General features: G+C 63.3%; 15 protein-coding genes and 1 tRNA gene. 8 read left to right on the top strand and 8 right to left on the bottom strand.

All coding sequences use genetic code 11. The annotated features are described in order from the left end of the window. Positions 1-162 precede the first annotated feature (162 nt). Positions 163-2,004: a di-heme-cytochrome C peroxidase gene (locus V1273_RS02785; RefSeq protein ID WP_334408644.1), complete on the top strand. Its 1,842-nt coding sequence runs from the start codon at positions 163-165 to the stop codon at positions 2,002-2,004. 100 nt (positions 2,005-2,104) lie between these two features. Here the strand turns inward: V1273_RS02785 and V1273_RS02780 are convergent, their stop codons facing one another. Further along, positions 2,105-2,347: a hypothetical protein gene (locus tag V1273_RS02780; RefSeq protein ID WP_334366147.1), complete on the bottom strand. Its 243-nt coding sequence runs from the start codon at positions 2,345-2,347 to the stop codon at positions 2,105-2,107. A 239-nt stretch (positions 2,348-2,586) separates the two neighbouring features. Here V1273_RS02780 and V1273_RS02775 point away from each other — a divergent pair, with 239 nt between their 5' ends. After that, the gene (locus V1273_RS02775; RefSeq protein ID WP_334408643.1) at positions 2,587-3,549 is read left to right on the top strand and encodes an alpha/beta hydrolase; all 963 of its coding nucleotides are present in this window, start codon (positions 2,587-2,589) and stop codon (positions 3,547-3,549) included. Between the two features lie 31 nt (positions 3,550-3,580). Here V1273_RS02775 and V1273_RS02770 read toward each other — a convergent pair. The 4 genes from V1273_RS02770 to V1273_RS02755 all read right to left on the bottom strand — a co-directional run bounded on the left by V1273_RS02770 (position 3,581) and on the right by V1273_RS02755 (position 6,103). Continuing rightward, positions 3,581-3,657 (bottom strand) — tRNA-Arg (locus V1273_RS02770). 291 nt (positions 3,658-3,948) lie between these two features. Further along, positions 3,949-4,908, bottom strand: a complete 960-nt coding sequence (locus tag V1273_RS02765; RefSeq protein WP_334408642.1) for a Bug family tripartite tricarboxylate transporter substrate binding protein — start codon at positions 4,906-4,908, stop codon at positions 3,949-3,951. A gap of 158 nt (positions 4,909-5,066) precedes the next feature. Beyond that, positions 5,067-5,435 carry a cupin domain-containing protein gene (locus tag V1273_RS02760; RefSeq protein ID WP_334379430.1) on the bottom strand — a complete coding sequence of 123 codons (369 nt, stop codon included), beginning with the start codon at positions 5,433-5,435 and terminating at the stop codon, positions 5,067-5,069. 29 nt (positions 5,436-5,464) lie between these two features. Continuing rightward, positions 5,465-6,103 carry an RraA family protein gene (locus tag V1273_RS02755; protein WP_334366143.1) on the bottom strand — a complete coding sequence of 213 codons (639 nt, stop codon included), beginning with the start codon at positions 6,101-6,103 and terminating at the stop codon, positions 5,465-5,467. Positions 6,104-6,377: 274 nt separating this feature from the next. Here V1273_RS02755 and V1273_RS02750 point away from each other — a divergent pair, with 274 nt between their 5' ends. Together V1273_RS02750 and V1273_RS02745 are read left to right on the top strand one after the other, a co-directional pair. Continuing rightward, on the top strand, positions 6,378-7,334 hold the full coding sequence (locus V1273_RS02750) for a helix-turn-helix domain-containing protein (RefSeq protein WP_334408641.1): 957 nt from the start codon (positions 6,378-6,380) through the stop codon (positions 7,332-7,334). Between the two features lie 266 nt (positions 7,335-7,600). Continuing rightward, complete coding sequence (locus V1273_RS02745; protein ID WP_334408640.1) at positions 7,601-8,239, top strand: hypothetical protein; 639 nt, start codon at positions 7,601-7,603, stop codon at positions 8,237-8,239. 167 nt (positions 8,240-8,406) lie between these two features. Here the strand turns inward: V1273_RS02745 and V1273_RS02740 are convergent, their stop codons facing one another. Together V1273_RS02740 and V1273_RS02735 are read right to left on the bottom strand one after the other, a co-directional pair. After that, positions 8,407-8,607 carry a hypothetical protein gene (locus V1273_RS02740; RefSeq protein WP_334408639.1) on the bottom strand — a complete coding sequence of 67 codons (201 nt, stop codon included), beginning with the start codon at positions 8,605-8,607 and terminating at the stop codon, positions 8,407-8,409. 59 nt (positions 8,608-8,666) lie between these two features. Continuing rightward, the gene (locus tag V1273_RS02735; protein ID WP_334408638.1) at positions 8,667-9,674 is read right to left on the bottom strand and encodes a 2-dehydropantoate 2-reductase; all 1,008 of its coding nucleotides are present in this window, start codon (positions 9,672-9,674) and stop codon (positions 8,667-8,669) included. 138 nt (positions 9,675-9,812) lie between these two features. Here V1273_RS02735 and V1273_RS02730 point away from each other — a divergent pair, with 138 nt between their 5' ends. Both V1273_RS02730 and V1273_RS02725 read left to right on the top strand, forming a co-directional pair. Beyond that, positions 9,813-10,388: a YidB family protein gene (locus tag V1273_RS02730; protein ID WP_065746641.1), complete on the top strand. Its 576-nt coding sequence runs from the start codon at positions 9,813-9,815 to the stop codon at positions 10,386-10,388. Between the two features lie 70 nt (positions 10,389-10,458). After that, a complete protein-coding gene (locus tag V1273_RS02725) occupies positions 10,459-10,737 on the top strand; it encodes a GlsB/YeaQ/YmgE family stress response membrane protein (protein ID WP_334366138.1) in 279 nt (92 codons plus the stop codon). Positions 10,738-10,865: 128 nt separating this feature from the next. Here V1273_RS02725 and V1273_RS02720 read toward each other — a convergent pair whose 3' ends face one another. Continuing rightward, positions 10,866-11,648 carry an SDR family NAD(P)-dependent oxidoreductase gene (locus V1273_RS02720; protein ID WP_334408637.1) on the bottom strand — a complete coding sequence of 261 codons (783 nt, stop codon included), beginning with the start codon at positions 11,646-11,648 and terminating at the stop codon, positions 10,866-10,868. A gap of 280 nt (positions 11,649-11,928) precedes the next feature. On the opposite strand from V1273_RS02720, the gene V1273_RS02715 reads away from it, so the two are divergent. Then, positions 11,929-12,996 (top strand): acyl-CoA dehydrogenase family protein, encoded by a 1,068-nt coding sequence (locus V1273_RS02715; protein WP_334412157.1) that lies wholly within the window; start codon positions 11,929-11,931, stop codon positions 12,994-12,996. A gap of 33 nt (positions 12,997-13,029) precedes the next feature. Continuing rightward, positions 13,030-14,190, top strand: coding sequence for an acyl-CoA dehydrogenase family protein (locus V1273_RS02710; RefSeq protein WP_028347625.1), 1,161 nt, complete (start codon positions 13,030-13,032; stop codon positions 14,188-14,190). Positions 14,191-14,199 lie beyond the last annotated feature (9 nt).

Genomic DNA, 14,199 nt, shown 5'->3' with positions numbered 1-14,199 from the left:
ATCCCGCGGCCCTCAAGGAATTGGATTTATGGACAGACCTACGGCGCCACTATAAGATGGCATCATATTCAACCGCACGCCGAGGGTGATTCGCCTTGCGGCGTTTTTTGATAACAGACCGATATTGCGCGCCACCGGCGCGGTTTTAACGAGGGGCAGGCCATGCGGGGCAAAAGGATTGCGAAAATTGTGATCGCGCTGGCGGTCGTCGGCATCGGTTACGCCGCCGTCAAGGACGACATCGCCAAGCTCTGGCAGGATCTTCACGTCAAGATCGTGGAGCATCCCACACCGAAGAAGACCGTCTGGCTCGACCAGGGCATCCCCAAGGAAGAGTTGAGCTGGTTCTATCACGCTGATCAGGGAACGCGGACCTTCGGCTTTCCCTATGAGTGGTTCATGGCGCTCGAACAGCCGACGATTTCGTGGCTGCCGTTCACCAAGGTCGGCCTCTTCAGCGACCCCGCCTATCTCGATCGCTACGGTTTCATTGCGGACACCATCATCCCCGGCAAGGAGGCGCTTCCGATCGGATTCGCGAAAGGCGGTCCGATGATGGACCCGACCGGCGCGCCGTGGAAGAATCCGCGCAACAAGAAGGATATGACCGGCGTCGGCCTGACCTGCGCGGCCTGCCACACCGGCAGCTTCACCTACAAGGACACTGCCGTCGTCATCGACGGCGGCCCGGCCCTCACCAATCTCTTCGCGATGAAGCAGGGCATGGGTATCTCGCTGTTACTGACGCGCTACTGGCCCGGGCGGTTCGACCGGTTCGCCGATCGCGTACTTGGATCGAACTCCACGGTCGATGACCGCGCGACCCTGAAGTATCAGCTCGACCAGGTCCTTGCCCAATACAAGCAGGTCAAGAATCTGGAAGAACGCGTCGCCTCCCAGAGCATCATCGAAGGATACGGACGGCTCGATGCGCTGAACCGGATCGGCAATCAGGTGTTTTCGATCGACCTGAAGAAGCCCGAAAACTACGCTGGCTCCTCGGCGCCGGTGCATTTTCCCAGGATCTGGAACACGCCGTGGTTCGATTGGGTCCAGTATAACGGCTCAATCATGCAGCCCATGGTCCGCAATGCCGGCGAAGCGCTCGGCGTGTCGGCGGAGCTCAACCTGACCGATCCGGTGAAGGGCCTCTACAAATCGAGTGTCGACGTGAAGTCGCTCGACAAAATGGAGCAGATGATCAAAGGCGACAAGCCGCCGAGCGCGAAGGACAAATTCTCGGGCCTGCAATCACCGAAATGGCCGAATGAAATTCTGCCGCCGATCGACCAGAAGCTGGCCGACAAGGGCGCCGAGCTCTACAAGACCCATTGCCAGGAGTGTCACCGGCCGCCGGTGACAAGCGAGGCGTTCTACAATAACGAGAAGTGGTGGACGAAGAACCAGGCCGGCGAGGCGATCCTCAAGGTCGAAAACATACCGATCTCGCATATCGGGACCGATCCCGCGCAAGCGGAAGACATGGCCAACCGAAAAGTTGCCCTGCCCTCGAATCTCGGAATCACGGACAACAGGTTCGGCTTCGCTCTCAAATATCTGGTCGAGAACACCGTCAATCTCATTTACAGTGAGCACGACCCGCCTTTGAGCGATGCCGACCGCAAGCGCATGGACGGCAATATGCCGAACGAAATCCAGGCCGAGTTAGCCTACAAGGTCCGTCCGCTGAACGGCGTGTGGGCGACGCCGCCCTATCTGCACAACGGCTCGGTGCCGACCATCGACGATCTGCTCGGCGACCCGGAAAAGCGGCCGACGAAATTCTATCTCGGCAGCCGCGAATACGACCCCGTGAAGCTCGGTTACAAGGCCGACCCGATAACCAACGGATTCGAATTCGATACATCCATTCGCGGCAACTCGAACAGGGGCCACGAATTCAGGAAGGACTTCAGCAAGGAAAAGGAGATCAAGGGCGTCATCGGACCGGAGTTGTCCGCCGACGATCGAAAGGCGCTCATCGAATACCTCAAGACGCTCTGAGTCATCCGAGCTGAGTCATTCCAGCGCCTTCGCGGCCGGGCTTCGCCCGGCCGTCGCCACCTGCGCGCCGGCCCGCCGCGTCGGAATCGAACGGCTGGCCTCAACGGCTGGCCACCAGCCGCAAATGCGGCTTGATCGTTTCCTCAAGCTCGGCCTTGAGCTGGTGCACGCGCGGATCAGCCGAGCGCGCTGCGCACAGTGAATATTGGTTGACCGAGCACGCCAGTGCGCGCCGCTCGTCGGCGGTCCGTGTCACTTCCGGGCTGGACAGTTTCAGCACCATCCCGCCGAGTTGCACCAGCATTTCGTCGAGCGCTCGATCCATTCCGGCAATTTGATCCATCGCACCACTCCCTCTGGAAGGAGTAATGATCGGCGCGCCCGGCCGTTCCCCGCGCGCGCTCGGTTAGGGATAACCAGAAGTAAACGGACCGCGATTCTATCGACGCCGCCCGCATATCGGCTTGAAGGAATCATTATCAATTGAGGGATGCGGGCCCCGGTCTGCTCTGGAAAACGCCGCAATTGCGGCGGCCGCGCCCGTTACTTATTCTGCCGCCCTGTTCCGCAACGAGGCCCGGCATGATCCCACCGCTCGATCCCGTCGTCGCCCAGATCATTCCGCTACTGCCGCTGCGCGATCCCGCGACGATGACACCGCAGAGCGCGCGCGATGCGCTCCGCGCATTGGCGGCCTCGCGCGCGGCAGTTCCGCCGCCTCCGGTGATGAGCACGGAAGACATCAAGGTGAAAGGCGCGGCCGGATTCCTTGCGGCGCGGGTCTACCGGAACTCGAACGAAAAATCGCCGACGATCGTGTTCTTTCACGGCGGCGGCTGGGTTGCAGGCGATCTCGAAACCCATGACCGGCAGGCGCGCTGGCTCGCGATCGAGACCGGCGCCGTCGTCGTCTCGGTCGATTACCGCCGCCCGCCCGAGGTGCGCTTTCCCGGCGCGTTCGAGGATGCCTTCACGGCCACACAGGACGTCATCGCCCGCATCGCCGAATTCGGCGGCGATGCGGCGCACGTCGGCATCGCCGGCGACAGCGCGGGCGGCAATCTGGCCGCCACCACCGCGATCGCCTGCCGCGACGCCGGCATCAGGATATCAGCGCAATTGCTGGTCTATCCCGTCACCGACGTTGCCGGAAGTTTCGCGGACGCGACGGAAAACGCCCGCTTCCCCTCGCGCAGCGAGAACGCAGAAGGCTATTTCCTCACCCGCGCCACTATGGAGTGGTTTTGCGGCCACTACCTCGCCGACAAAACACACGGCACCGACTGGCGCGTTTCGCCGCTGCGAGCCAGGGACCTTGCCGGCGTAGCGCCGGCGATTGTCTGCACCGCGTGGTTCGATCCGCTCCGCGACGAAGGCAAGGCCTACGCCGATGCGCTAAAGGCCGCCGGCGTGCCGATCAGCTATTACGACGGCCTCGGCCTGATCCACGGCTATTTCGGCCTCGGCGAGGCGTCGGAGACCGCGAAGCGAGAAGCGCAGCGGGCGCGGGCGGATTTCAAGGCGCTACTCGAAGCGGGCGTCTAGCGAGGCGTTGCGCTATCCGATGCTGGCGTGCTGGCGATCCCGGGAAGACTCGAACTTCCGACCTACGGTTTAGGAAACCGTCGCTCTATCCGGCTGAGCTACGGGACCGCGGACCTGCATGGCAAGGCAGGTGCTTGGGACGCTTCATAGCAAAGCAGGCGTGGCATCGCCAGCCCCTCCGGGCCGCCCCTTTTGCGGGCCAAGAGGGCCTTTGTCGCGTAGCTCTCGCCACGCTCTGCCCACCTTCCAGCTTTGCGTTCCCCGGATGCTGCGCAGCGCGCCGCGTGGTGCGCTGCTGATCCGGGGTCCATGATGCGGCTGCCGTAGGTCCCGGCTCTGCGGTGCATCGTCAAGCGACGCTGCACCGCGTCCGGGACACGTTTGTTTTCCCGCTTGCCGCTACGCCTTGATGTTGTTCTCGCGGACTACCTGTCCCCAGATGCTCACCTGCTTGGCGAAGAACGTACCGAAATCCTTGCCGTCGGCGAGCAGCAGCGTCATCTGCTGCGTCTCGCGCAACTGCGCCGCTACTGCCGGCTCGCTCAGAATCTCCTTCACCGATTTCGCCATGCCGGCGACGGCATCTTCCGGCGTTCCCTTCGGCGCGAAAACGCCCCACCAGGCCAGCGTCTCGAAATCGGGAAAGCCCGCTTCGATCGCGGTCTGCGTATCCTTCAGCACGGGCATCCGCTCGCGGCCCATCTGCAGGATCGGCCGCAGCCTGTTGGTGCCGAGTTGCGCCGTGATCAGCGCCGCCGATCCCACGATGAGATCGACATGGCCGCCGAGCACGTCGTTCATCGCCGGGCCGCCGCCGCGGTAGGGCACATGCGTGATCTCGACGCCGGCCTTCTTGCCCAGCACCGTCATCGCCAGATGGCCGAGCGTACCAATCCCGACGGAGGCATATTTCACCGCGCCGGGCGTTGCCTTGCAGGCCGCGACCACGTCGGCAAAGGTCTTGTAAGGCCGCTCGGCATTCGCGGCGACGACATAAGGCGCCGTGCCGACCAGAAATACCGGCACCAGATCCTTCTCGACATCCAGCCCCGGCTTTTCGAGGATCGATGGGATAACCGCGTGCGAGTCGAACGTCACCAGGAACGTCGCGCCGTCAGGCGCGCTCTTGGCAACCTGCACGGCGCCGAGTGAGCCGGCCGCGCCGGATTTGTTCTCCACCAGCACGGTGCGGCCGAGCTTCGTCTGCAGATGAGACTGCAATAGCCGCGCCAGCGCGTCGGTCGATCCGCCTGGCGGGAACGGCACCACCAGCGTCATGTTCTTGGCCGGCTGCGCCAGCGCCGGCGTCACCGCGAACGCGGCCGTCGCCGCAAGCAAGTTGCGTCTTGTAATCTTCACCAGAACTCTCCTCCCGTTATCGCCCGCGATTTTTTTGTTTTTGTTCGCAGACTTGTCTTAGATCATGATGCGGTTAGGCGGAATCGCATCATGATCTCCTCTCCTTGTTTGAGCATGATCTTTTCGGAAAACCGGTTCCCACTTTTCCGGATCATGCTCTAGGTGCCGAAGCCAGACCCGGCCTTCTTGTATTCGGGGCGCGGCGGGCTGAAGATGTCAAGCACACGCGCGCCTTCCGGTCCAGCCCGCATGGTGTGCGGCACGTTACCGGGCGTGCGCCAGAAATCGCCCTTTTTGACCGGAATTTCCTCATCGCCCTGAACGCGAATCGCCGATCCCTCAAGCAGCACGCCCCATTGTTCTTCGGGGTGATGATGCAGCGTGCCTTGCGAATGCGGCGCCAGCGTCACCACCGACAGCATGGCGTGCTCGCCGGAAAAGATGCGTGAGGTGACGCCGGCGGCGAGTTCGCGAAGCAGGCCGTCGCCAGGGTTATCCAGATTGTGGAATTCGTCCTTCTGACTCATCGTTCCTCCTTGCGTGCTGTCGCGCCCCATCAGGACTTGCCGTAGCTGCCCTGGTAGCGGCCTTCGCGAATTGCGATCAGCGTATCTTCCTCGCGCGCGATCTGGGCGCGGACCGCCTCGAGCAATGTGGCGGCCACAGCAGCGGGGAACGATACCACGCCGTCCTCATCGCCCACCACGACGTCGCCAGGAGAAATCACCGAGCCGCCGATGGAAACCGGCACGTTGATCTCGCCGGGTCCGCTCTTGTACGGGCCGCGGTGGATCGCCGCGCGGGCAAAGCAGGGAAAGTCGGAGGCAGCGAAGGCCGCGACGTCGCGGATGGCGCCGTCGATCACATAGCCCGCGGCACCGCGGTATTCGGCGATGTTCTTCATGATCTCGCCGACCAGCGCCCGCGTCTCGTCGCCGCCGCCATCAACCACGATTACGTCGCCCGGCCCGACCAGTTCAAGCGCCCGGTGAATCGCAAGATTGTCGCCGGGCCGCGTCCGCACCGTGAAAGCAGCTCCGACCAGCCGGCCGGCGCGATGAAACGGCCGCAGGCCTACGGCGCCCGGCAGCCGGGCAAGGTTGTCGCTAATGATCGAGGTCGGCGCGTTCCTGAACGCGTCGATCAGCTCAGGCGCGGGCTTCGGCACGCTCGTCATGGCCGTGGTGATGGTCATAGAGACTGTTTCCTCTTCCTCTTGCGGCTCCGGCCCGCTCGGCGCGAGGGTTCCAGATTGGCCGTCACATGATGGCTTGGGTGGCTGCAAAACAATTAGCATTCCGCTTGAGCAGGTATAATGGATTTGGATGGGTCCGGGGCGGCTCGCTCGGGGGCCCCGCACGTCACGTCGGTGCTTTCGAAATCTTCGCCTCGGCCACACTTCTTAATGCGGCGTTAACCAGACCGGCCGACGCTGGCTGCGAAGATTCGCGCCGCCCAGTTGTCTTGCAATGCTATTTAAGAACCTTGCCCCCTCGCCGGCTCTTTCGATCATCCGGTTTTCCGACATCGACGCCTTCCGGCCGGTCGAGTTCGTCGCCGATGCGCGCAGCGTCCCGCTGAATCTTGCGAACTTCCATACCGCGCGCGCGGCGGTGCAGTTGCCCTGCTGCCAGATCACGATGCTCCGCTCGTTTCCACGTATCGTCGATGTCAGCTATCGCGCCGCGCATGGCGTCGTCATCTTCCAGATCGAGGACGACTACGACGTAGCCGTCAACGGCATGTCCGTGGATCGTCCGGCTTTTGTCGGCATGCGCGGCAACGTCGATTTGCAGTTCGTCGAACCCCGTGGATCGCTGCACGCGATCGTCACCCTTGGCGCCGGCCTGCGGGATCGGGAATGGTTCGATACGCCGGACCGGCCATGCCCGTTCATGCCGGACCCCGAGGCCCTCGCAACGGTCAGATCCGTCACGACTGGTATTTTGCAGACGGCTTCCGCCAGGCCGGAACTGTTGCAGGAGCGGCGTTCGGCGCTGGTCCTCCAGGAAGGCCTGCTGCTCGCCATCGACGAGATGTTCCGTAGCGGCCGAACGCCGGAAGTGGCAGGCAAGATTGCAAGCAGGGGTTACTGCCGCCTCGTTCGCATGATCGACGAGTATGTCGCGTTTCATTCCGCCGCGCCGATCTACAGCGCCGACCTCGCCGAACAATGCGGCGTGTCGGTGAGGACGCTGGGCACGGCGGTGGCGAGCGTCCGCGGCATGAGCCTGCATCGCTATTTGCGCCTCAAGCAGCTTTGGTCGGCGCGCGCGCAGCTCGTGAAGGGATCCGACGCCATCACCGTGACATCGTGCGCCCGAGCCAACGGCTTCCATCACATGGGCGAGTTCGCAAGACTCTATCGCGCGGTGTTCCATGAAACGGCATCGCGCACGCTGGCTCGCGCGAGAGGCGCTGACTGATTCTTGCCACAATGTGGCATGCTTATCCGCTCGCCCTCAGATAGTGCACTTAGAATCGCTACAGGCATCGTTTGCGGGAACTTGCCTTGCTGTTGAATTTCTTCAAGATTTTTAACGATCTGGCACTGTGTTCCGTCGGTCACATGAACCGGGTAACGTCACAACGCCAGCGGGAACATCGTGCAGTTTCGGCGTGACAGCGCTGCCAAAATGATGACAATCGACTCAATCAAAGTTCCCAAGAATTCGACTGGAGCAAATCGTCCGTGATCGCCTCACGTGCATCGTCATTGGTTTTTGCCGCAATCGGAGGGCTGTTCGTGCTCGCGCCGGTGGCTTCAGATGCGCAGTGGTGGCGTAGCGCGCCGTACGATTTCGAATCCTGCGCCGATGTGGCCGAGAAGGCTGCGACCAAAGAAGAAAAGACGGCGAAACTCGCTGAATGCAACGCGAAATTCGCCGGCCGCCGCAAGCCTGGCGGCGGCTACACCTATTACGACTTCATGCAGGACCGGACGTTCGACATCGCGGGACCCAACCCGACGCCGGAAGAGCAGAAGAAGATCGACGAGCAATATACTGCCTATCTCGAGCGCGAGCGGCGCAACCACATCGCCGCAGCGGCGGCGGCCAAGCAGCAAAAGCCGGAGCCGCCGCCAGCACAGGGAATACAAGATATCCAACAGGTCTCGCTGCGCACGGAGCAGGCGCCTGCGCTGGTCGAAACCGAAAGAGTGCCGATACCGGTGGCGAGCCCGGTCAAGCAGGCCGCACGCATCAAGGCGGCCCAATGCGCCAAGAGCCAATTCTCGTGTGAATGGCCGCGGCTCTCGGAGAGCATCAACGAACTGAAGCGGCTGTTCAATCCGCAACAGCAGCAGCCGGCCAAGCAGAAGAAGGGCTAGATCCTTCTGTCGTCCCTGCGAACCGCAGGGACCCATACGCCGCAGCGGATGTTGTCTTGCTGCGATGGTCGACGACTTTCCTTCAACAATTGGCGACGGTGGTTATGGGTCCCTCCGTTCGCAGGGACGACGTGGGGGAGAGGCGTGCTCACGCGACGACATCGACATCAGTGGGCACGCGGCTTCTTTACCCGACGCGGCTTGACGACCGGTGCGACAACAGCACGTGACGCCGCCCGCTGCTCCTGCAATCTCGCGTCATAGCCCGGCGATGGCATCGCCGTTGGCGGCACGGCATAAGCGGGCAGCAATGACGCCCAGAAAATTAGGACGGCAACCGCTACCAGCGCGAGACGCGTTCGTTTCATGTCGCTTCTCCCATCAGCTCACCTGAACGAAACTCGCGCGGGACCGGCGCCGAGGCAAATCAATTTCGGGGGCGAATCTGCTCCGGCGTCAGGCCGGGCGAGCCCTTGCCGCTGCTTTCAGCCTGCCGGATCAATTCCACGATCCGGCGCGACAGCGGCGCCTCAAGTCCGCGGCGCTCGGCGATTTCGGTGATGACGCCCTGCAGATAATCGATTTCGGTGCGGCGGCCGCGCTGCAGATCTTCCCACATCGACGAGCGCGCCTCGGGATCGATCTTCATCGTCCGCCCCAGCAAGGCTTCGAAGACCCAGTCCGGCAGGCGCAACAAAGCCGGCATCCAGGCGGGCGGGATCGGCGTCGGCGACACCGGCTTGATGCCTTCGGCCTTGATCGCCGCGAGAGCTTCGGCGAGTTGATCGGCGAACAATTGCCGCCATGGTCGTTGTGCGAGCTGCCGGCGCAGCGGCAGATCGGCCAGCGCGTTGAGCGCGTTGTTGAGATTGAGCAGCAGCTTGCCCCATTGCACGCCATCGATGTTGCCGGTCGGCCGCATCGTCAATCCCGGCACCGACAATTTCTCCGCGGTGCGCGCTTCGTCCTGCTCGATGACGATGTCACCCGAGGTGGCGCGATGAAACCGCCCGTTGCCGAGCGCCATCACGTTGAACGGCACCATGCCGCCGAGCACGCGCCGCCCCGGCAGGCGGTTGCGCAGCACGGCGGCGTTGCCGACGCCGTTCTGCAGGCTGACGACGACGGCATTGGACGGCGCATGGTGAGCGATGGCGTCGGCCATCGCAGCGGTGTCCGCGCTCTTGACCGTGACCAGCACCACGCTGGCGTCAGCAAAAATGGAAGGGTTTTCCGACAATACGAACCGATCGCGCGCGACGGTCTGGTCAAAACCTTCAAAACTGGTCGGCCGCAAGCCGCCTGCTTCGATCTCGGCGATCACGCGCGGACGCGCCAGCAGCGCCACGCGGCAGCCGCCGGCCGCCAGGATGCCGCCGACGAAGCAGCCGATGCTGCCGGCGCCTGCGATACCGATCGTTTGGCGCGAAACCATTTGTCACCTACCGCGTTGCAACCGGCTTCGAATAGCAGAGCGCGCGGACTGTGCCTATCGCAGGTGGCACCGCCCGCGCCTTGTAACCGTCATGTGCTACCGTTATGTTCCACGCGGGGCTACGCAGAGGAGACAACCATGGGTTTACTCGACGTCCTCAACGGCATGATGAATGGGCCGCGCGGCCCGAGCCGCCCCAGTTCACAATCCGAGAGCGGCGGAATGTCGCCCTTGACCATGGCGATCCTGGCGCTGCTGGCCTGGAAAGGCATCAAGCATTTCAGCGGCAACCAGACCGGCTCGGCACCGCAACCGGCGCCCGCGCCGGGCAACGTGAATGCCGGCATGCCCGGCGGCGGCATGGGCGGCGGACTCAGCGACATGCTCAAAGGCGGCTTGGGCGGGCTGCTTGCTGGAGGCGCGGCCGGCACCGTTTTGAGCGGCGGCCTCGGCGACCTCCTGAATCAACTGCAGCAGAAGGGCCTCGGCGATCAGGCGGACTCCTGGGTCAGCAACGGTCCGAACAAACAGGTCTCGCCCGGCGATCTCGCCAATGCGCTCGGCGCCGATCAGATCGATCAGCTCTCGGCGCAAAGCGGATTGTCGCGCGACGATTTGCTGCAAGGTCTCAGCCAGTATCTGCCCGACGTCGTCAATCATCTGACGCCGGACGGACGGCTGCCGAACGAGAACGAGATATCGGAACGGATCTGACGCCGCGAGACGCGCGGCGCCCGAGAGGTGCCGCGCCGCTTCACCATCGACGCATTGGAAAGGGACGGAAATGGGCGGCATTATCTGGATCATCGTCGTCGGCTTCGTCGCCGGTATCATCGCGCGCATCGTTTCGCCGGGCCAGAACAACCCGACCGGCTTCATCCTGACTACGGTGCTCGGCATCGCCGGCGCGTTCCTGGCGACCTTCGTCGGCCAGGCGATCGGCCATTACAGCCCCGATCAGGGCGCTGGCTTCATCACCGCCACCATCGGCGCGCTGGTGGTGCTGTTCATCTGGAACAGGCTGGTAGCGCGCGGCGTGATCTCGGATCCGGGGAACAGGTAAGATCCGGCTCGTATCTCTCCTTCGTCATGCCCGGGCTTGACCCGGGCATCCACGCGCTTTGTCTCCAAAGAGCAAGTAAGACGTGGATGGCCGGATCAAGCCCGGCCATGACGGAGATGAATGCGTCGTCACAACACCAGATGCATCCCCGCATCCATGCGCACGAACTCGCCGGTCATGTTGCTCGACGCGGGCGAAGCGAGGAAGCAGACGAGCTGCGCGATATCCTCGGCCGTGGAGGCGACCTTCAGCGGCACCTTCGCCACGACAGCGTCGCGCACTGCTTTCGCGCCGGCTTCGCCGCGGCCCTTGGTGAACCACGGCGTATCGATATAGCCGGGACATACCGTGTTGACGCGGATCAGCGGCGCCAGCGCGCGCGCCAGCGATTGCGTCATGGTGTTGAGCGCGCCCTTGCTTGCGGCATAGGCGACGGACGAGCCGCCGCCGGAAATGCCGGCGACCGACGACACGTTGACCACGGCGGACGGCTGGCCGGAAGCTTTAGCGCCCGCTTCGAGCAGCGCGCGCGCCGCGCGGATCATCTGGAACGGGCCGATCGTGTTGACGGCATAGATGCGCTGAAAGTCCTCGGCCGAAAGCCCATCGAGATCGTGATGCGGCACGTGCTTGGTGGTGCCGGCATTGTTGACCAGCACGTCGAGGCGTCCCCACGGCACGGCCGCGGCAGCAATCTTCCTGCAGTCTTCATCGCGCGACACGTCGCCCTGCACCACCACGACTTCGGCGCCGGCGCTGCGACCGAGATCGGCGGTCGCTTCGGCTTCCGCCTTGCTGTTGGAATAGTTGACGACGATGCGCGCGCCGCCGTTTGCCAGAATGGCCGCGGTCGCCGCTCCCAAGCCGGACGCAGAACCGGTGACAATTGCGCACAAACCATCCTTCGACATCCGCATTCCCTTTGTTGTTCTTGAATTAAAGTTTTGATCGCCCGCTGGCGTGGCTGAGCGCTACCATATCGCGCGGCCAACGGCGTGCAAATCCGAAGAAGTCCGTTGCGCGGAATTTATTCTTTGCGCCGCGACCTTCATGCCGCCGCCTCATGCGGCCCTGCGGACAGCGCTTGTCACGGCTATGGCTTTTGCCCATCATAAAGCGCAAGAAAAGACCGCAGCCGACCCGGCCATGTCAGTTGGGATTGGCATGCCAATTTCAAAATCGGGGAGCGCTGTGGCGGAGAGTGAGAACATCGTTGCCGAGACCGCGGAGAAAATCTTCGCCGATCTCGCCGACGCCCAAACCATCAATCGCGACCAGAAGGGCGAGTGGAAAGCCCCGCTCTGGCAGGCGCTGAGCGATGCCGGCCTGCCGCTGTCCTGGGTGCCGGAGAATTGCGGCGGCTCGGGCGCCTCTCTTGCCGAAGGCTTTAGCGTGCTGAGCGCCGCGGGGCGCTTTGCGGTCGCGGTGCCGCTGGCCGAAACCATGCTGGCGGGCTGGCTGTTGGCGCAGGCCAAGATCACCTCGCCCGGCGGCGAGATGACGGTAGTGCCCGCGAGCCCGAAAGACCGGATTACCGTCAATGCCGATGGCAGCCTGTCGGGCAGGGCGCGCGGCGTGCCGTTTGCCAAGGTTGCAAAACACTTCGCGGTGCTCGCCAGCAATGCGAAGGGTGATTTCGCCGTCGCATTGGTCGATGGCGGCAAGTGCCGGATCGAGACCGGCCTCAATCTCGGCGGCGATCCTTCTGATGTCGTGACGCTGGACAAGGTGCAGCCGGTCACGATCAAGCCGGCGCCAACAGGTTTCGACCAGGCCCGGCTCATGCTGATGGGCGGCGTGGCCCGATCCCTGCAGATCGCCGGCGCGCTGGAATCGATGCTGGATATCTCCGTGCGCTATTCCAACGAGCGTGTCGCCTTCGAGAAGAAGATCTCGAAATTCCAGGCGGTGCAGCACAATCTGGCGCGGCTCGCCGGCGAGTCGGCGGCCGCACTTGCCGCGGCCACTTCGGCCGCGGACGCTATTGCCAACGCGACCTCCTTCAACGACGAAGTGTTTCTCGAAGCGGTGGCGGCGAAAATCCGCTGCGCGGAGGCGGCGGAAAAAGGCGGCGGCATCGCCCATCAGGTGCACGGCGCGATCGGCTTTACCATCGAGCACATCCTGCATCGCTACTCGCTGCGTGCACTGGCATGGCGCGACGATTTCGGCTCCGAGAGTTTTTGGGCGGTCGAGCTCGGCAAGCTCGTGGCGCGAAGAGGCGCCGATGAGTTGTGGCCGCTCGTGGCCTCGCGCTGAGATCATCTCGATTTGCCTGCATAGAGAACAACAATGACTGCAGCCCTACGTTTCGATCCGATCCGCCTGCCGAGCGAATGCGAGCAGTTGCGCAAGGAAGTCCGCGCCTTCCTTGCGGAAGAAATCGCCGCCGGCACCTTCGATCCGCACAAGCCGAACCGCGAAGATACCGACGTGCCGGAATTTTCCCGAAAGGTCGGCGCGCGCGGCTGGCTCGGCATGACCTGGCCGAAGAAATATGGCGGCCATGAGCGCTCGTTCCTCGAGCGTTATGTGGTGACCGAGGAAATGCGGGTGGCGAATGCGCCGACGCGGCGCTTCTTCGTCGCCGACCGCCAGAGCGGCCCGGTGCTTTTGAAATACGCACCCGAGCACATCAAGATGGAAATCCTGCCGCGCATCTGCCGCGGCGAGATCTGCTTTGCGATCGGCATGAGCGAGCCGAACTCCGGCTCCGATCTGTTCGCGGCAAAGACCCGCGCGACCAAGACCGACGGCGGCTATCTGATCAACGGCACCAAGATCTGGACCTCTTCGGCCCATATCGCCGATTACATGATCGCGATTTTTCGAACGTCACCGCCGACCAAAGAAAACCGCCGCCACGGCCTGACGCAGTTTCTGGTCAAGATGAAGCAGCCGGGGATCCAGGTGAATCCGATCGGCCAGATCACCGGGCAGTATGAATTCAACGAGGTCGTGTTCACCGATCACTTCATTCCCGACGATCACGTGCTCGGCGAAATCGACGGCGCCTGGAAACAGGCGACTTCGGAGCTTGCCTATGAGCGGTCCGGCCCCGAACGTTTCCTCGAGACCTATTACGTCCTGACCGAGCTGGTCCGCGCCGTCGGCAATAACCCGGACACCCGCAGCGCCGAGGGCATCGGCCGCCTGGTGGCGCAGGTGCACACGATGCGGCGCATGTCGGTTTCGGTCGCGGGCATGCTGCAGGCCGGCAAGGAGCCGGTGGTCGAGGCCTCTATTGTGAAAGACATCGGTACCATCTGGGAGCAGCAATTGCCGCATCGCGTGCGTGAGCTCGCCGCCTTTGTCGAGGAAACCGCGACCAACCGCGAGACGCTGGAAAAGCAACTCGACTTCGCCATCAAGACTGCGCCCAAGCTGACGATCCAGGGCGGCACCACCGAAGTGCTGCGCGGCATCATCGCTCGCGGGCTAGGTTTGCGCTAATTCAACGAG

Source organism: Bradyrhizobium sp. AZCC 1721 (assembly GCF_036924715.1).
GTDB lineage: Bacteria > Pseudomonadota > Alphaproteobacteria > Rhizobiales > Xanthobacteraceae > Bradyrhizobium.
The sequence above is the reverse complement of the archived record's forward strand: the minus strand, read 5'-3'. Positions and strand labels throughout refer to the sequence as shown.